We start from the raw sequence: 17,717 nt of genomic DNA on the forward strand, positions 1-17,717 counted from the left end.
GGAGCGACGCTGAATCCGAACCGCCGCCTGACAGCAGGGTCAGGCGACGGTGCGGTGCGAACTCAGTGAACTTGGGGAAGTTGTAAGGCCGCGAAGAGACGCTAGCCCGGCCGCAGAGGGCACTCAAGTTTCGCTGTGTTGCCGCGGCCAGAGATTCATTTCAGCCGCCCCCAAACCGCCATAGATGGCGGCCGGTCCTTCGAAGGCTCAGCGCTGGCTTGCGATCGTCACCGCCGCGTCCACCGCATTCTCCAGGATCTCGTCGGACAGTTGCTTGTCGTTGACGGCGCGCGCCAATTGCAGCGCGCCGACCATGATCGAATAGATCGTGATCGCCTTGCGCCGCCGGTCTTTCGCGGAGCGATGCCTGATCTGCTCCGCCATCAGCACGATGATGTCGGCAACCTTGCCGGTGAATGCGTCGCGCGTGGCCTTGGGATGCCGCGCGATCTCGGCGACCAGCGCAGCGGTCGGGCAGCCCGTGCCGGCGCGGTCGCGATGCCGCGCCGAAAGATAATCGCGGATCGTGGTTTCCAGCGCGACGCCGTTCTCCAGATTGGCCTTGTGCCGCTCCTCCCGCCTCGTGAGCGCATCGGTCAGCACCTCTCGCACCAGATCTTCCTTCGAAGCGAAGTGCGTGTAGAAGGCGCCGTTGGTGAGGCCTGCCTCCGACATGATGCCGGCGAGACCGACCGCGGCGATCCCGCTTTCGCGGAATTTTGCCGAGGCGACATCGAGGATGTGCCGGCGGGTTTCGTCCTTGTGTCCCTTGTCGTAGCGCATGGACCTCAACTCCGTGCCGCCGCCCGGCCTGAAAGGCGAGCCACGGGATCGTGAGCGACTTGCTATTGCATTACGATCATAATAATACATTATGGGTGTAATGCAATGGCGGCTCGGCGGGGCGGGCGGCCTTCGAAAGGCAACAGGATCCCAGGAATGTCAGTCGAGGACGTCGCCGCACCGCCTTTGTCCGCCATGGAGGCCCCTGCGCGAAGCACGGCCGCGCCCCGCCCGGCCGCCACGACCGCCGACCTGCGTCGCAACGCGCTTCTGACCGCGCCGATCCTGCCGACCCTGCTCAAGCTCGCCGCACCGACCGTGACCGTGCTGGTAGCGCAAACCGCGGTGAACATCGCGGAGGCCTATTATGTCGGCTATCTCGGCACCGACGCGCTGGCCGGCGCGGCGCTGGTGTTCCCGATCTTCATGCTGATGACCATGATGTCGAATGGCGGCTTCGGCTCCGGCGTTGCCTCGTCCGTGGCGCGGGCGGTCGGCGCCGGCCGCCGCGACGACGCCGACGCGGCATTGTTCCACGCCATCGTGCTCGCGATCATTGCCGGCGGGCTGTTTACGCTCGGCGCGCACTTCGGCGGCCCGGCGCTGTTCCGCGCGCTCGGCGGCCGCGACGGCGCGCTCGACGCGGCCATCACCTATTCCAGCTATCTCTTCGCCGGCGCAATTCCCGTCTGGATCGTCAATCTTCAGGCCGCCGCGTTGCGCGGCTCCGGCAACGTCAAGGTGCCGGCGCTCGTGACGCTGATCGGCGCGATCGTGACCATTCCTGTTTCGCCGCTGCTGATCTTCGGCTTTGGACCCGTTCCAAGCCTCGGCATCGGCGGCGCCGGCATTGCCTTTGGACTTTATTACAGTGCGGCGATGTTGTTCCTGCTGCGCTACATGTCCTCGGGCGCATCCGGCCTGCGGCTGCACATCGTGCCCCTGCGCGCACGCATTCTAGGGGATATGCTGAAGGTCGGCATCCCCACCGCGTTCAACGCCGTGCTGACCAATCTCACCGTCATCCTCGTCACCGGCGCGGTCGGCCTGTTCGGCACGTCGGCGCTGGCCGGTTACGGCATCGCCTCGCGGCTGGACTACATCATGATCCCGCTGCTGTTCGGCATCAGCACGGCGACCCTGACCATGGTTGGCGTCAACATGGGCGCAGGCCAGACCGCGCGGGCGGAGCGGATCGGCTGGGTCAGCGGCGCCGCCGGCATGATCATGACGGGCTCCATCGGGCTTCTAGTCGCGGTCTTTCCGACCGCGTGGCTGCATCTCTTCAGCCACGACGCCGACGTCGTGAACGAGGGCATGACCTATTTGCGCATCGTGGCGCCCGCCTATGCGGCGCTGGGATTTGGCTTCGTCTCGTCGTTCGCGGCCCAGGGCACGGGCCGGGCGATGGGTCCGCTCGTGTCCGCGATCGCGCGCATCCTGATCGCAGCCGGCGGCGGTTGGGTTGCGGTCGCCTATTTCGGCGCGGGAATGACCGGGCTCGCCACCATGGTCACGGTATCGCTCGCCGCCTACGCCGTGATCTGCATACTGATCATGCTGTCGCCGTCGACCTGGCGCGCCGAGCCGCGCGCGTAGGAAGGGCTTGCGCGCGGCGTGCCGCTGCCTCAATCTGCGTTCGTTTCCTATTTGCCTGCGAACGGAGAAGCGTTGCCCGCCGCAGGCGGCCAATATGAATTTTCATTTCATTGATTTCGTACCGAGGAGAAGCGAATACGGTCCCACTCATTGTCGTCGAGTGATGGAGACCAAGATGTCGTTTCGCCCGTCGTCCTCACCGGGTTCAGGGGCGCGGTGCTGCCGAGCCGTTAGGCAGCCTACCTAGCCAAAGTCCTGCGCAGGGGGCCGATCCCGGCGGGCAGCCTTGCGCATTGACCGCTTGTCTCGCGCCCCCGCAACCGACATCATCAGGGCCGTGGCCATCCTCGCCCGACAGGGGTCGTATGAAACGCCTTGCAAACCTGAAACGTCTGGGATTCTTCACGCGGCTTCTCGATGAGGCCCCTCCGGCCGAGCGCTATCGTTTCGCCGCCGAGCAGATCGTGCGTGCCGAGAAGGCGGGCCTCGATTCCGCGTGGATCGCGCAGCACCATTTCCACGAGCGCGAGGGCGGGCTGCCGTCGCCCTTTGCCTTCCTCGGCTATGTCGCGGCCCAGACCTCGCGCATCCGCCTCGGCACCGGCATCGTCACTCTGCCGCTGGAAAGCGCGGTGCGGGTGGCGGAGGACGCCGCTGTCCTCGATCTGCTCTGCAACGGCCGGTTCGAGCTCGGGGTCGGTACTGGCGGCAATCCGTCCGCCTTTACCGCCTTCGGCCTCGACGGCACCCAGCGCAACGAGATTTTTGCGCGCAATCTGGAGGTGGTGCGCAAGGCGCTGACCGGCCAAAAGCTTGATGGCGGCGACACGCTCTATCCGCAGCGGCCGCAACTGGACAAGCGCATCTGGCAGGCGACGTTCTCCGTGGCCGGCGGCGCGCGCGCCGGCAAGGCCGGCGACGGCCTGCTGCTGTCGCGCACCCAGCCCCGGGCCAAGGACGCGCCAAAGGCCACGCTCGCCGAGATCCAGAACCCGATCATCGACGCCTATCTCGCCGCGCTCCCGGCGGGCGCCGAGCCGCGCATCATGGCCTCGCGCAGCGTGTTCGTCGCTGACGATCATCGCGAGGCGTTGCGGCTGGCCGATATCGGCCTGCGGCGTGCCCTGCCGCAGTTCATGAAGGGCGGTCACCTTCCTCCGGGCGAGACGCTGGAGGAGATGATCACGGCGTTCGACACCCATGTCGGCGGCGCCGACGAGGTGATTGCCTCGCTGCGCACGGATGCCACGCTTGAGCGGGTGACCGATCTGGTGTTCCAGGTCCATTCGGTCGATGCGCCGCACCCCTACGTCCTGCGCTCGATCGAACTGGTGGCGGACAAGGTCGCGCCGGCATTGGGCTGGGCCCGCACCGCGCCCGACGTGGCGCTGGCAGGCTAGCCGAGGTTTATGGAATTTCACGAGGCTGAATGATGGCGACGACGGATATCATCGACACGCTTGCCGGAATCGAACCGGGATCGGCCCTGGACGCCATCCGCGCGCGGCGCCTGCAAGCGCGCGAGAACGCGCAGAAGAGCTATCTCTCGCTGTTCGAGCCGATCGACGCCGGAGATTTTTCGCTGCTCGAACGCGCTGCGGTCGCGGCGTTCGTGACGGGGCTCCATGGCGAGTCGCCCGTTTCGACCTTCTATCGCGACAAGCTTGCGGCGATCGCAGGCGGCGCCGCGCTGCTTGAAGCGATCGATGCCGAGATCGCGCGGGGCAAGACCTCGGGTCCGTATGGCTCATTTCCGGCAGGTCCGCTGTCGGTCGAGAACACGGCCGGCTTGATCTATCGCGTGAACGCGGCGGGCAGGTCCATTCTCGGTGCCCGGCTCGTCGCAGCGCTCGAGCATGCGCACCTGCTGGTGTTCCGGCCGCGCGATGCGGCATCCAGCGACATGAAGGCGCTGCTGGCCGCTGGCTGGTCCAACACCGGCATCGTCACCTTCTCCCAACTCGTCGCGTTCCTGTCGTTCCAGGTGCGGGTCGTCAGCGGCTTGCGCACGCTCGCCGCCGCGAACGCACAAGAGGAGGCCGCATCATGAGCGCCACCGTCAATCCGCCTGTCGTCTTCACCCAGGATGAACTCGGCTGGGTCGCCTGGATCGAGCCGTTGCCCGAGGCCGAGCTCACCGAGCGGCATTTCGCCGGTCTCGTCGATCGCGCCCGTGCCAAGTCGGAATATTTCCGCCTTTTGGTGCGCGACCCCGAGGTGCTGGAAGCCCGCACCAGGACCGACAAGGACATCTTCTACAACGTCGCCGACGGCCTGCCGCGCGCCGAGCGCGAGCTCGCTGCGGCCGCGACCTCGCGCTACAACGGCTGCATCTACTGCGCCTCGGTGCATGCGCGCTTCGCCAGCACCTATTCCAAGCGCCGCGAGGACGTACAGAAGCTGCTCGACCAGGGCGTCAATGCCGATCTCGGCGAACGCTGGAACGCCGTGGTCAAGGCCTCGGTGGCGCTCGCCGCGACGCCGATCGCATTCGGCCCCGACAATATCAAGGAACTGCGCAGTGCGGGCCTCGACGATGCCGAGATCGTCGACGTCATCAACGGCGCCTCGTTCTTCAACTGGGCGAACCGGCTGATGCTGTCGCTCGGCGAGCCCTCGAAATAGGCAATCTCACCGGCACAAGACTTGCTGCTTGTTTTCAAAACCTGACGGGATGGAGTCGTGCATGAGCAACATCAATCGCCGAACCCTGGTCAAGGGCTCGCTCGCCCTGATGGCGGGCGCCGCCTTTTCGCGCGCCGCCTTCGCCGACGCCGATCCGATCCTGCTCGGCGTCAGCGGTCCGTTGACCGGGCCGAACGCGCAATATGGCACGCAATGGAAGCAGGGCTTCGATCTCGCCCTCGACGAGATCACGGCTGCGGGCGGCATCAACGGCCGCAAGCTCGCCTACACCTTCGAGGACAGCCAGAGCGATCCGCGCCAATCGGTGGCGATCGCGCAAAAGTTCGTTTCCGATCCCCGCATCGTGCTGGAGCTCGGCGATTTCTCAAGTCCCGCCTCGATGGCCGCCTCGCCGATCTATCAGCGCGGCGGCCTCGTGCAGTTCGGCTTCACCAATTCGCATCCCGACTTCACCAAGGGCGGCGACTTCATGTGGAGCACGTCGGTCAGCCAGGCCGACGAGCAGCCGCTGCTGGCGCGATATGCCGTGAAGCGCCTCGGCCTCAAGAAGCTTGCGGTCCTGCATCTCAATACCGATTGGGGCCGCACCAGCCGCGACTATTTCAACAACGCGGCCAAGGAATACGGTGCGGAGATCGTCGTCACCGAAGGCTATATCCCCGAGGAGCGCGACTTCCGCTCCACCCTCGTGCGCGTGCGCGATGCCAACCCGGACGGCCTTGTCCTGATCTCCTACTACTCCGACGGTGCGCTGATCGCGCGCCAGGCGCGGCAGGTCGGGCTGAAGCAGGTGATCTGCGCTGCGAGCTCGGTCTACTCGCCGAAATTCATCGAGCTCGGCGGCGAGGCCGTCGAGGACGTGCATGTCGGCACACGCTACTTTCCGGAAGATCCGCGGCCCGAGGTGCAGAAGTTCATTGCCGGCTTCAAGAAGAAGTACAACGGGCAGGAGCCCGACGCCTTCAACGCCTACGCTTACGACGCGATGAACATGGCGGCGGCCGTGCTGAAGATCGGGGGCACCGACCGCAAGGCGATCCGCGATGCCTTCGCCAAGGTGAAGGACGTTCCGAGCGTGATCTTCGGCACCGCGACCTTCGACGTCGCCACCCGTCGCGTCAAGGGCGCGATGAATGCCGAACTCGTCGTGCGCAAGGGCCAGTTCACGGTTTGGGACGGCAAGCCGACCTGACATGATGGCCGGAGCGATCGCTGCGGCCCTTCTCCCTCGATTAGGAATTCTGCGTGTCTTCCTGGCTCGACTACACCATCAACGGGCTGATCGTCGGTAATGTCTACGCGCTCGTTGCGGTCGGGCTCGCGCTGATCTTCGGCGTCAGCCGGCTGATCAACTTCGCGCAGGGCTCGATCTATCTCGTCGGCGCCTATATCGGCTGGGTCGCGGTGGTGCAGCTGCACACGCCGCTGCCGCTCACCATCATCTTCGTCGCGGTGGTGGCCGCGCTGGTCGGGCTGATCATCGAGCGGTTCGGCCTGCGTCCGCTGCAGAATTCGGTGCGCATCGCGCCGCTGCTGGCGACGATCGGCATCAGCTTCGTGCTCGATCAGCTGGTGATGTTGACGTTCTCGCCCAATCCGCGCGCCTTGCCGAGCCAGTTGCCGGATGTGCGCTTCCAGGTTGGTGGCGGCACCATCGGGCCGCTTGATCTCTTGATTGCCGGTGTCGGGATCTCCAGCGCGCTGCTGCTGTTCGTGTTCTTGCGCTATACCAAGCTCGGCTGGGCGGTGCGCGCCGCTTCGCAGGACCGGGACGCGGCGATGCAGATGGGGGTCGACGTCAACCGCGTCAATCAGACGGTCTTTGGCATCGCGGCTGCACTCGGCGGCATCTCCGGCCTCTTGGTCGGCATGTACTACAACCAGATCGACACCGCGATGAGCCTGCAGGCGACGCTGAAGGGCGTCGTCGCCGAGGTCGTCGGTGGCGCCGGCAATGTGCCGGGCGCGGTGGCCGGCAGCCTGCTGCTCGGACTGGTCGAGAGCTACGGCGTCGCCGTGTTCGGCACCAGCTATCGCAACCTGTTCGCCTTCCTGCTGCTGGTCGTGGTGCTGGTGCTGCGGCCGAACGGCCTGTTCGCCAGCGCGCGGCAGGCGCCGCCCGAACCGCTCACCGGCACCTTCATCGCGCCGAGCCGGCCGGTGCGCATTCCGCGCTGGGCCCTGGCTGTCGCGGTCGCCGTGTTCGCCATCCTGCCGCTGCTGCCGGTGTCGTTCTACGTGCTGCAGACGCTGATCAACGCCTGGCTGCTCGGCTTGCTCGCGCTCAGCCTGACGCTGGTGGCGGGAACGATCGGGCAGGTTTCGCTCGGTCACGCCGCGCTGCTCGCGATCGGTGCCTATACGTCCGCGCTGCTGTCGCTGGCGTTGAACGTGCCGGTCGGCCTCGCCATCATCGCCGGCGGCCTGATGAGCGCGGCGCTCGGCACGATCCTGATCTCGCCCTCGTTTCGCCTTCGCGGGCACTACGTCTCGATCGCGACGCTCGCGATCGGCGAGATCGTGTCGCTGGTGATCCTGAACTGGGAAAGCGTGACGCGCGGGCCCATCGGCATCTCCGGCATCCCGCCGCTGTCGCTGTTCGGCTACGATCTGATCAGCCCAGCCTCGGTGTACTGGTTCGCTTTCGCGGTCATGGTCGCGCTCGCGCTGCTCCAGGTGCGCCTGCTCGGCTCGCATCTCGGCCGCAGCTTTCGTGCGATCCGCGACGACGACATCGCCGCGCGGGCCTATGGACTCAGCCTGAACCGCTACAAGTCGCTCGCCTTCATCTTCGGCGGGTTCGCCGCCGGTGTCAGCGGCGGCATTGCCGCGCATCTCTATTCCTACATCAACCACGAGACTTTCAATACACAGCAATCGATCCTGGCGCTAACGGTCGTGATCCTCGGTGGTCTCGGCAATGTCGTCGGCGCCATCGTCGGTGCGGTTGCTCTGGTCGGGCTGCCGGAAGTGTTCCGGATCGCGGCCGAGTACCGCATCCTGATCTACGGCATCGTGCTGCTGCTGCTGGTGCGGTTCAGGCCGCAAGGCCTGTTGGGGACGATCTGATGGCGGACACGAACGCACCGCTGTTGTCCCTGCGCGGACTGACCCGCCGCTTCGGCGGCCTGACGGCCGTCGACGGCATCGATCTCGATCTCGCCAAGGGCGGGCTTGTCAGCATCATTGGCCCGAACGGCGCCGGCAAGACCACGCTATTCAATCTCGTGACCGGGCTCGACCGGCCGGATGCGGGCGCTGTCAGTTTCGAGGGACATGACGTCACCGGCTTTTCGCCGGAACGACTGGCGGGCCAGGGCATCGCGCGCACGTTCCAGCTCGGCCGCGTCTTCGGCAATCTCAGCGTGATGGACAACGTCCTGATCGGCGCGCACACGCGCTTGCGCGCGGTGAGGCCTGCGGTGCCGGTGATCGGTCCGCTGCTGGAATTGGGACTGGCGCTGTTGCGTCCCTCCAGCGTCAAGGCGGAGGAAGAGCGGCTGCGCGAAGAGGTCAAAGCCATCCTGGCTCGCTTCGGCGAGCGGTTGCTGCCGCGCATCGACCAGCCCGCCTACAGCCTGTCCTATGCCAACCGCCGCCGCGTCGAGATCGCCCGCGCGCTGGCGCTGAAGCCGCGCCTGTTGCTGCTGGACGAGCCGACCGCCGGCATGAACCCGAGCGAGACCGCGGAGATGCAGGCGCTCGTCGCCGAACTGAAGGCGGAGGGGCTGACCATCCTCCTGATCGAGCACAAGCTCGAGATGGTGATGCGCCTCTCCGACCGCGTCATCGTCATGGACGAAGGCAAGAAGATCGCGGAAGGGCCGGGCGAAGAGGTGCGTGGCGACCCCAAGGTGATCGAGGCCTATCTCGGCCACGGGCTATCGGGAACGGCCGAGCAGGAGAGCGCGGCATGACCACGAGCGCGCCCGAACCGCTGCTGGCGCTGACCAACGTCAACACCTTCTACGGTCAGGCCCAGGTGCATTTCGACCTGTCCATATCGGTCGGCCGCGGCCATATCGTCTGCCTGCTCGGCGGTAACGCCAGCGGCAAGTCGACGACCATGAAGATCATTCTGGGCCTGGTGAAACCGCGCTCCGGCGAGGTGACGTTCGACGGCGCCTCGCTGATCGGGTTGACCACGCCGCAGATCGTCCGGCGCGGCATCGCCTCGGTCCCGGAGGCGCGGCGGCTGTTCGCGGACATGAGCGTGCGCGAGAACATCTTGATGGGTGCGTTCGTGCGCAGCGACCGCGACGCGGTTGCGCAGGATCTCGAGAAGATGCTCACGCTGTTCCCGAAACTCGGCCAGCGGCTGTCGCAACGCGCGGGTTCCTTGTCCGGCGGCGAGCAGCAAATGGTCGCGATGGCGCGGGCGCTGATGAGCCGGCCGCGTCTGATCGTGATGGACGAGCCAACCATGGGGCTGTCGCCGCTCTATGTCGACCGCGTGCTGGAACTGATCCGCACCATCAACCAGGAGGGCGTCTCGGTCTTCATGGTCGAGCAGAACGCCAGCCTCGCACTCGAGATCGCGCACGAGGCCTACGTTCTCCAGACCGGCAAGATCGTGCTGTCGGGCCCAGCGCGCACGCTGAAAGACGACCCCCGCGTCCGCGACGCCTATCTCGGTGGGTCGCAGGCCGCGTAGGTCGGCCATGCGCGAAAATTGTCCCGGCCGCGCCGGATTGCGCTGGTCGGTATGATCATTGTGTGAAAAGATCATACCGTTGACGCAATGAGGCGCGCAGCGGGATGAGTTTCGTGACGAGGTTTTTGCGGGCGGTCGAGCCCGCTACCGTGCTCCTGTTCGGCGTGCTCGTCGCCGCCAATGTCGCCGCTTGGGCCTGGGCTCTTGCGGCGTTCGGCGATCGGCCAACGATCATGGCGACGGCGTTGCTGGCCTGGGTGTTCGGCCTGCGCCACGCCGTTGATGCCGACCACATCGCCGCCATCGACAATGTCGTGCGCAAGCTGATGCAGGCGGGCGATGCGCCGCGCTCGGTCGGCCTCTATTTCGCGCTCGGCCATTCCTCCGTGGTCGTGGTCGCGACCATGCTGCTCGCGCTCGGCGTGGTCGGCATCGGCGGTGACAGCCTGTTGAAGGACATCGGCAGCCTGATCGGCACCTCGGTGTCGGCGCTGTTCCTGCTGGCGATCGCCGCCATCAATCTCGCCATCTTCGCGGGCCTGTGGCGGACCTTTCGCCTGGCGCGCGAGCAGGGCGTTCATGACGCCGCCGGGTTGGAGGCGCTGCTCGCCCAACGCGGCTTTCTGGCGCGGCTGCTCGGCCCGATGTTCCGCCTGGTGACAAAACCCTGGCACATGTTTCCGCTCGGCCTCCTGTTCGGCCTCGGCTTCGACACCGCGACCGAGATCGGCCTGCTCAGCATTTCCGCCACCGAAGCCGCGCGCGGCGCCTCGCTCGCCGATATCCTGGTCTTTCCCGCACTGTTCGCCTCAGGCATGGCGCTGGTCGACACGGCCGACTCCGTGCTGATGGTGAGCGCCTATCGCTGGGCCTTCGTCGATCCCATGCGCAAGCTCTGGTACAACCTCACGATCACGGGAGCGTCCGTCGCGGTCGCGCTATTGATCGGCGGCATCGAGGCGCTTGGTTTGATCGCCGACCGGCTCGGTTTTTCCGGCGGCGTCTGGGCGCTGGTCGACGCTCTCAATGAATCGCTCGCCAATGTCGGATTCGCCGTGATCGCGATGTTCGTGGTCGCCTGGCTCGTCTCGAGCGTGCTCTACCGCCGCATCGACCGCCGGCCCCGCGTCGAGCCGGACGTGCTGGCCGACGTCACCGAGGCGGCCTGATCAAGCCGACGCCGCGCTTGGCATCTGCTCGGCCGACTGATCGTCGCCATTGGGATCGCCCGGCGCCGTCGCCCATGCCAATTCCACCAGCGTCACGAACCTGCGCCCGCCGCCGTCGAGCTGGACCACGATCAGGCCCTGCTCCTCCATGTAGCCGAGCAGGCGCTGGGCCCGGCGCAGCGAGTGCGAGCCGTAGGCACGCGCGATCGCGGCATCGCCGGGGCAGGGCCAGCCTTCCTTGGCTGCACGCGCGATCATCATGAACACGCCCTGCATGTCGTCGGGCAGGATCGAGGCGCGGAGCGTCACCTCCTGCCAGGAATCGTCCTCGGCAATCTCAGTGCCGAGTCCCGCGCGCGCATGCGTCAGCATGCGGCGGAATTCACTCAAGTCAGGCACGGACGCGCCGAGGCCTTCGATGCGGCAGCGGACCACGAATTCCTGATAGAGCACGCCGATGGCGCGGAAGCCGGCATCGGGCGCGGCCAGCACGGCGCGCAAGGTGCGATCCACGCGCTCGCGCCGCTCGGCGAGCTCTTCGGCGCTGACCGATTCCTCGACCCCCTCAGGGCTGATCTCGGGCGTTGCCGCCTTGGCCGCGCGAAGCTGTTCGAGCAGATCAGGCGCGGGCCGCCGTTGCGGCCGGCTGGCATCCGGCGGGGGCGCCGCCAGAATCACGGCGCGCATATCTTCCGTTGTCGCTTCCGGCAGCGGCATCAACCGCGGCGTCGAGTTGCGGGGGGAGGTGTCGGTCGGGCCGATGTTCAGACGCAGCGGACGACGCGACAGCGCAGGTCCGAGCGCCATGAATTGCCCGCGTTCGAGATCGCGAAAGGCTTCGGCCTGCCGTCGCTCCATGCCGAGCAGATCGGCGGCGCGCGCCATGTCGATGTCGAGGAAGGTCCGGCCCATCAGGAAGTTCGAGGCTTCGGCCGCGACGTTCTTGGCGAGCTTCGCCAGACGTTGCGTCGCGATAATGCCGGCGAGGCCGCGCTTTCGGCCGCGGCACATCAGATTGGTCATGGCGCCCAGCGACAGCTTGCGCGCCTCGTCCGAGACCTCGCCCGCGACCGCCGGCGCGAACAGCTGTGCCTCGTCGACCACCACCAGCATCGGGTACCAATGGTCGCGCTCGACGTCGAACATGCCGCCGAGGAAGGCGGCTGCGCGCCGCATCTGGTTCTCGGCATCCAGCCCTTCGAGATTGAGCACCGTGGAGACGCGATGCAGCCGGGCGCGTTCGCCGGCGACCTGCAGGCCGCGCTCGGTGTGATCCTCGGCGTCGATCACCAGATGGCCGAAGCGCTCGGCCAGCGTGACGAAATCGCCCTCGGGATCGATGATGGCCTGCTGCACCCAGGGCGCGCTCTGCTCGAGCAGGCGCCTGAGCAGATGCGACTTGCCGGAGCCGGAATTGCCCTGCACCAGGAGACGGGTCGCCAGGAGTTCCTCGAGGTCCATGGCCGCCGCGGCGCCCGCCGTGGTCAACCCCATCTCGATCGCAACCGTCATGTCCCCGACTCAAGCCCCGTCATTCGCGGCAAGGGACTTATCAATCGAAGCGGGACGCGTCGAGCGAAACACGAGGGAACATGCCGCGTTGCCCACGGCGGAATTTCAGTCGAGATTTGAAAGCCGTAGAAGTGCGGGCCAGAATGCCTGCGGGATCGGCGATGCGATCATATTTCGGTTAAATCGCAATATCTGCCGCGAGGAGACCCATCGGATTTCATCCGTTTAGCGGAATATTGCGCGCTTCCTTGTATGCATTATCCCAGTTGCCATTCCCGGCCGGTTTGCCTTACATGCTGCAGCGCACCCGCGGATAACGGCCGGGGCTCAAAAAATCACACACATGACGAGGGGACGACCATGGCACGTAACGTTCTGATTCTGGGTGCTTCCTACGGCTCCCTGCTGGGCACCAAGCTCTTGATGGCCGGGCACAACGTGACCCTGGTCTGCCGTGCCAAGACCGCGGAGCTGATCAACCGCGACGGCACCGAGGTGCGCATCAAGCTGCGCGACGAGGCGGTGCACCGCGCGATCTTCTCGCGCGACTTGCCCGGCAAGCTCGACGCGGTGACGCCGCAGAACGTCGACGTCTCCCGCTATGATCTCGTCGGCCTTGCGATGCAGGAGCCGCAATACACCAACCACACGGTCCGCATGCTGATGGTCAAGATCGCCGCGGCGAAGCTGCCGTGCCTGTCGATCATGAACATGCCGCCGCTGCCTTATCTCAAGCGCATCCCGGCGCTCGCCGACATGGATCTCGAAGAGGCCTACACCAATGCGCAGGTGTGGGAGCGCTTCGAGCCGGGCCTGGTGACGCTGTGTTCGCCCGATCCGCAGGCCTTCCGTCCGCCGGAGGAAGCGGCGAACGTGCTGCATGTCGGCCTGCCCACCAACTTCAAGGCGTCGGTCTTTGCCGACGAGAAGCACAACAAGGTGCTGCGCGAGCTCGAGGCCGATATCGACGCGGTGACGCTCGACGGCAAGGATGTGCCGGTGAAGCTGAAGGTGTTCGAATCGCTGTTCGTGCCGCTGGCGAAATGGTCGATGCTGCTCACCGGCAACTATCGCTGCATCACGCCGCACGAGCCGCAGTCGATCCGCGACGCCGTGCACGGAGACCTCGCGCGCTCGCAGACGATCTACGATCATGTCGACGCCATCGCGCGCCGGCTCGGCGCCGATCCCGAGGACCAGGTGCCTTTCGCGAAATACGCCAAGGCCGCCGAAAGCCTGCTGAAGCCCTCGTCGGCTGCGCGGGCCGTGGCCAGCGGTGCGCCCTTCATCGAGCGCGTCGATCTCCTGGTGAAGCTGATTTCGCATCAGCTCGGCACGCCCAATGCCGAGATCGACCGCACCGTCGAGACCGTCGACCAGAAGCTGAACGAGAAGATCGTGCAGGGCGGATCGGGAGCGCAGTAGCGGCGCGCCTCCGCGTTGCCCGGCGGGCAAAACACCTGTAGGGGCTGTCAATCCCGCTCGCGAAAAACATTCCGCTTTACCGAATTTCGGAAACGGCGTATGTGTCGCGCATCCCGGTTCATCCTTGAGGGGCGATCGTACGTCGTCACGAATTGCGAGCCGGAGTGCGGTGGACGCGGCAGCGTCGGCACGAGAGGGTGCGGGCAGGGCGGGTAGTCCCTGTGAGCCCGAAACCGCGTGCGGACGAACGGCGCTGTTCAGTTCGTCTCGCCAGCATTCTTGCGGCGCGTGTGCACACGTCTGCAAGACCCTGTGGCGGCAACGGACGCGCGTACGGCAAAACCGTGTGGTCCCGGCCGTCGTCGCTACGGTCAAGCCTGTCGCGGAGATGTGGAGCGTCCAACCGGATCAACCACATCGTCAATTCGCGGGGCGAGGGAGGCCAGAAGGAATTCGGCTCCCGGGAGAGCGCGGCATAAGCCGTCAACCCATCGCGCAGGGAAGGCCGTGTGTTGGGCTTCACCTGTATGCCGCTGTGCGGTCTTTCACTGCGCTACATTTCGCGCAGCGGACCGCGGGTGCCGCCGGCACCCGGCCTTCCCTGCACCCTCTTGGACAAGAGGGCGGAGAGAACGAGCAAAGCTCGGGCGAAACGCGTCGCGAGAGCGCGAAGGTGTGTCTGCGATTCGAAATGCAAACGCCGGCAAGGATCCGCCAGGTCTGATCCCGGCAAAAGCTCTCAGGCTGGTGATTTGCGTTTCGCCGGCAATTATTGGCGAATGCGCCGCCTGCGGGATCAGGGCCAGGCATCAGGAAGGATCGATCAATGAGTGTTGAAATAACCATGACGGCAGACGTCGTCGGATTGACGAAAGTCGCCCCGGTCTCGCGCCGCGGATTCATGAGCGCCACCGCGGCGGTTGCCGCCGGCTACACGCTTGCGGCGGGTCCCGTCCGTGCCGAGGTGATCACGACCGACACCGCTGGCCTTCAGGCCGGCGACGCCAGGATCAAGGTCGGTTCCGAGGAGATGCCCGCCTATTTCGCCCGCCCGGCCGGCAACACCAAGGCGCCGGTGATCATCGTGGCGATGGAGATCTTCGGCCTGCACGAATACATCAAGGACGTGACGCGGCGCCTCGCCAAGCTCGGCGCTTTCGCGGTCGCGCCCGACTATTATTTCCGCAAGGGAATGGACCTGACCAAGATCACCGACATCAAGGATCTGCTGTCGATCGTCAATGCCAAGCCGGACGCCGAACTGCTGTCTGATCTCGACGCGACGGTGGCCTGGGCTGGATCGCAGGGCGGCGACACCGCCAGGCTCGGCATCATCGGCTTCTGCCGCGGCGGCCGCACGGTCTGGGAATATGCAGCGCATAGCGGCACGCTCAAGGCCGGTGTCGCCTTCTATGGTCCGCCGGTCGATGCGCCCAATCCGCTCTGGCCGAAGAGCCCGCTCCAGCTCGCACCCGAGATGAAGGCGCCGGTGCTCGGTCTCTATGGTGGCGCCGATACCGGCATTCCCGTCGCCCAGGTGGAGCAGTTCAAGGCTGCGCTCGAGCAGAACAAGAAGGCGGCCGAATTCAAGATCTATCCGGGCGCGCCGCACGGCTTCCATGCCGACTACCGCAGCAGCTACCGCAAGGGCGCGGCGGAAGATGCCTGGAAGCAAGCGCAGGCCTGGTTCAAAAAATATGGCGTGTTGAGTTGACACCGAATATTAGGTGCCGCCCTTTTCATTTTGTCGGTGCCAGTCTCGCATCGTCGTCGCGCCAAAGCGCATCGAGACCGTGCCGATAAGTCGGATGGGCCAGCGTGACACCGAGTTCTTGCTTCAGCCTCGCATTGGAGACGCGGGCGCTGCTGGCATAGAAGCTGCGCGCCATCGCCGACATCTCCGCGGTCGCGAAGGCTTCTTCGGCCGGCGGCGCGACGCCCATGAGCTGCGCGGCAAGGGTGATCACGTCCTGCGGCGGTGTCGGCTCGTCGTCGCAGACGTTCCAGGTGCCGCCGCCCTGATGGCGAACCGCGGCCATGATTGCGCTCGCGATGTCGTCGACATGGATGCGGTTGAACACCTGGCCGGGCTTGATGATGCGCCGCGCCGCGCCGCCGCGCAGTGTCACCAGCGCGTTGCGGCCGGGGCCGTAGATGCCGGCAAGCCGCAGGACCGCGACATCGCCGTGCGTCGTCTCCGTCCAGGCCTGCTCGGCGGCGACCCGCATCCGCGCGCGGTCGAGGGAGGACTGTGGCGGCGTGCTCTCGTCCACCCAGCCGCCGGCGTGATCGCCGTAGACGCCGATGGTGGAGAGGTAGACGACCTTGCGGCGGCCCGACGCGAGCACATCGCCGAGCGCAGCCAGCGTGGGATCGCCGGTGTTGCCCGGCGGGATCGAGATCAGGAGGACATCGGCGTCGCGGATGCGCGCGACAGTGGCGTCAGCCGGACGGCTGCCGGAAAAACCGTGCAGCTCGATGCCGGCGAGGTCGTCCCGCTTGGCGGGATCGCGCACCGTCCCGGCGACATGCGAGAAGCTGTCGCCGAACCTGCCGACGAAATGCCGGGCGCTATAGCCGAGGCCGAGGATAAAGAGCCGCATGCGTCCCCATGCTGGGTTCGAGTTCCCGATCGCGCGTGCCCGCGCGCCCTCGCTCATAAGAGATTTTTGGGTCCGGCAAAAGATATTGCGATTTTACTCGCCCGGTGCCTCAGGCGATGCTCGCTCGTCACAGGGAGGCGCGGACCATGCAGGCGGAGGCGATCGCTCCAGCGGACGCGGCAGCGCTGATCCGGAACGCGGCCGCGCTGATCTTCGATGTCGACGGCACCCTTGCCGAGACCGAGGAGCTGCATCGACGGGCCTTCAACCACGCCTTCGCCCGCCGCGGTCTCGACTGGCACTGGGACCGTGCCGTCTACCGGGATTTGCTGCGGGTGACCGGCGGCAAGGAACGCATCCGCGCCTTCCACGCCAGGCAGTGGATCGCGCCGCCCTTGTCGGACGCTGACATCGCCGAGCTTCATCGCATCAAGACCGCGCACTATGCCGAGCTGATCGAGACCGGCTGCTGCCCGTTGCGGCCCGGCGTGGCCGAACTGCTCCCAGCGGCAAAGGCGCGTGGCCAGCGGCTGGCGATTGCGACGACGACATCGCACGGCAATATCGATGCGCTGCTGTCGCAGGCGCTGGGGCCGCGCTGGGCCGCGGATTTCGACGCGATCGTTGCCGGCGATGATGTCAGGCACAAGAAGCCGGCGGCGGACGTCTATCTCGAAGTGCTGGCGCGACTGAAGCTGGAGGCTGCCGACTGCATCGCGATCGAGGATTCCGCCAACGGGCTGATCGCGGCCTCGGGCGCCGGCATTCCCGTGCTCATCACCCGCAGCATGTATTTCCAGGACGATGATTTCAGCGCGGCGCGGGTCGTGCTGGACGACCTGTCGGAACTCGCTGCCAAACCGAGAATCGTAATACAACCCCATGCACAGTAGAACGGCGGCGCCGTCAGTGTACCCGGTGGCTCGCTCTATCGTCCTCGGCCTGTTCGACGATCTGCGCAATCGGGCTCGACTGATGGTGCACCAGGCGCCAGCCGTCGCCGACGCGGCGAAAATGGTTGGCTGCGGCGAGCGCGGTGCCGTCGACGATCTCGATGCAGAGCACGCGGGCGCTGTCGCCGTCGACGATGGCCTGCGGCTCGGCGCAAGCGATCTGCGGCCTTTCAGGATTCTGCAGGATGTCACGCCAGCTTCCGATCACGGTGGCGTGGCCGACGATCGCGGGCCAGCCGGGGTGAATGCAGGAAATGGCGTCGTCATCCGCCCACATCCGCTTCATGCCGTCGAAATCGCCCGTCGAGAAGGCGGCGTAAAAAGCCGCGTTCGCGGCGATGACCTTGCTGTCCTTTGCCATGCCTCTCGGGTG

At 66.2% G+C, this 17,717-nt stretch carries 16 protein-coding genes; 12 read left to right on the forward strand and 4 right to left on the reverse strand.

Going from position 1 to position 17,717, the window contains the following annotated elements:
• Positions 1 to 207: 207 nt before the first annotated feature.
• Positions 208 to 783, reverse strand: coding sequence for a TetR/AcrR family transcriptional regulator (locus QY049_RS16780; RefSeq protein ID WP_301269641.1), 576 nt, complete (start codon positions 781 to 783; stop codon positions 208 to 210).
• A gap of 156 nt (positions 784 to 939) precedes the next feature.
• Between QY049_RS16780 and QY049_RS16785 the strand changes: the two genes are divergently transcribed.
• The 9 genes from QY049_RS16785 (at position 940) to QY049_RS16825 (ending at position 10,851) form a co-directional block, all read left to right on the forward strand.
• Complete coding sequence (locus QY049_RS16785; RefSeq protein WP_301269642.1) at positions 940 to 2,382, forward strand: MATE family efflux transporter; 1,443 nt, start codon at positions 940 to 942, stop codon at positions 2,380 to 2,382.
• Positions 2,383 to 2,747: 365 nt separating this feature from the next.
• Positions 2,748 to 3,782 (forward strand): putative FMN-dependent luciferase-like monooxygenase, encoded by a 1,035-nt coding sequence (locus QY049_RS16790; RefSeq protein WP_258765575.1) that lies wholly within the window; start codon positions 2,748 to 2,750, stop codon positions 3,780 to 3,782.
• A gap of 32 nt (positions 3,783 to 3,814) precedes the next feature.
• The gene (locus tag QY049_RS16795; protein ID WP_301269853.1) at positions 3,815 to 4,432 is read left to right on the forward strand and encodes a CMD domain protein; all 618 of its coding nucleotides are present in this window, start codon (positions 3,815 to 3,817) and stop codon (positions 4,430 to 4,432) included.
• Positions 4,429 to 5,007, forward strand: a complete 579-nt coding sequence (locus tag QY049_RS16800; protein WP_301269643.1) for an alkylhydroperoxidase domain protein — start codon at positions 4,429 to 4,431, stop codon at positions 5,005 to 5,007. Before QY049_RS16795 ends, QY049_RS16800 begins: the two co-directional genes overlap by 4 nt.
• A gap of 61 nt (positions 5,008 to 5,068) precedes the next feature.
• Positions 5,069 to 6,220: an ABC transporter substrate-binding protein gene (locus QY049_RS16805; protein ID WP_301269644.1), complete on the forward strand. Its 1,152-nt coding sequence runs from the start codon at positions 5,069 to 5,071 to the stop codon at positions 6,218 to 6,220.
• A 53-nt stretch (positions 6,221 to 6,273) separates the two neighbouring features.
• Positions 6,274 to 8,097: an ABC transporter permease gene (locus tag QY049_RS16810; protein WP_301269645.1), complete on the forward strand. Its 1,824-nt coding sequence runs from the start codon at positions 6,274 to 6,276 to the stop codon at positions 8,095 to 8,097.
• A complete protein-coding gene (locus tag QY049_RS16815) occupies positions 8,097 to 8,945 on the forward strand; it encodes an ABC transporter ATP-binding protein (protein ID WP_301269646.1) in 849 nt (282 codons plus the stop codon). The genes QY049_RS16810 and QY049_RS16815 overlap by 1 nt, the downstream gene beginning before the upstream one ends.
• On the forward strand, positions 8,942 to 9,682 hold the full coding sequence (locus QY049_RS16820) for an ABC transporter ATP-binding protein (protein ID WP_301269647.1): 741 nt from the start codon (positions 8,942 to 8,944) through the stop codon (positions 9,680 to 9,682). The genes QY049_RS16815 and QY049_RS16820 overlap by 4 nt, the downstream gene beginning before the upstream one ends.
• A gap of 104 nt (positions 9,683 to 9,786) precedes the next feature.
• Positions 9,787 to 10,851 (forward strand): HoxN/HupN/NixA family nickel/cobalt transporter, encoded by a 1,065-nt coding sequence (locus tag QY049_RS16825; RefSeq protein ID WP_301269648.1) that lies wholly within the window; start codon positions 9,787 to 9,789, stop codon positions 10,849 to 10,851.
• On the opposite strand, the gene QY049_RS16830 is transcribed toward QY049_RS16825, so the two are convergent.
• Entirely contained in the window at positions 10,852 to 12,363 is a 1,512-nt protein-coding gene (locus tag QY049_RS16830) for an ATP-binding protein (RefSeq protein WP_301269649.1), read from the reverse strand.
• Between the two features lie 360 nt (positions 12,364 to 12,723).
• Between QY049_RS16830 and QY049_RS16835 the strand changes: the two genes are divergently transcribed.
• Both QY049_RS16835 and QY049_RS16840 read left to right on the forward strand, forming a co-directional pair.
• Positions 12,724 to 13,788, forward strand: a complete 1,065-nt coding sequence (locus QY049_RS16835) for a ketopantoate reductase family protein (protein ID WP_194479761.1) — start codon at positions 12,724 to 12,726, stop codon at positions 13,786 to 13,788.
• 826 nt (positions 13,789 to 14,614) lie between these two features.
• On the forward strand, positions 14,615 to 15,502 hold the full coding sequence (locus QY049_RS16840) for a dienelactone hydrolase family protein (RefSeq protein ID WP_301269650.1): 888 nt from the start codon (positions 14,615 to 14,617) through the stop codon (positions 15,500 to 15,502).
• Positions 15,503 to 15,527: 25 nt separating this feature from the next.
• Here the strand turns inward: QY049_RS16840 and QY049_RS16845 are convergent, their stop codons facing one another.
• Positions 15,528 to 16,391, reverse strand: a complete 864-nt coding sequence (locus tag QY049_RS16845) for an SDR family oxidoreductase (protein ID WP_301269651.1) — start codon at positions 16,389 to 16,391, stop codon at positions 15,528 to 15,530.
• Between the two features lie 146 nt (positions 16,392 to 16,537).
• On the opposite strand from QY049_RS16845, the gene QY049_RS16850 reads away from it, so the two are divergent.
• The gene (locus tag QY049_RS16850; protein ID WP_301269652.1) at positions 16,538 to 17,284 is read left to right on the forward strand and encodes an HAD family hydrolase; all 747 of its coding nucleotides are present in this window, start codon (positions 16,538 to 16,540) and stop codon (positions 17,282 to 17,284) included.
• A gap of 13 nt (positions 17,285 to 17,297) precedes the next feature.
• Here the strand turns inward: QY049_RS16850 and QY049_RS16855 are convergent, their stop codons facing one another.
• Positions 17,298 to 17,705: a nuclear transport factor 2 family protein gene (locus tag QY049_RS16855; protein ID WP_194479765.1), complete on the reverse strand. Its 408-nt coding sequence runs from the start codon at positions 17,703 to 17,705 to the stop codon at positions 17,298 to 17,300.
• Positions 17,706 to 17,717 lie beyond the last annotated feature (12 nt).

This window comes from Bradyrhizobium sp. WYCCWR 13022 (assembly GCF_030435535.1).
Taxonomy (GTDB): Bacteria; Pseudomonadota; Alphaproteobacteria; order Rhizobiales; family Xanthobacteraceae; genus Bradyrhizobium.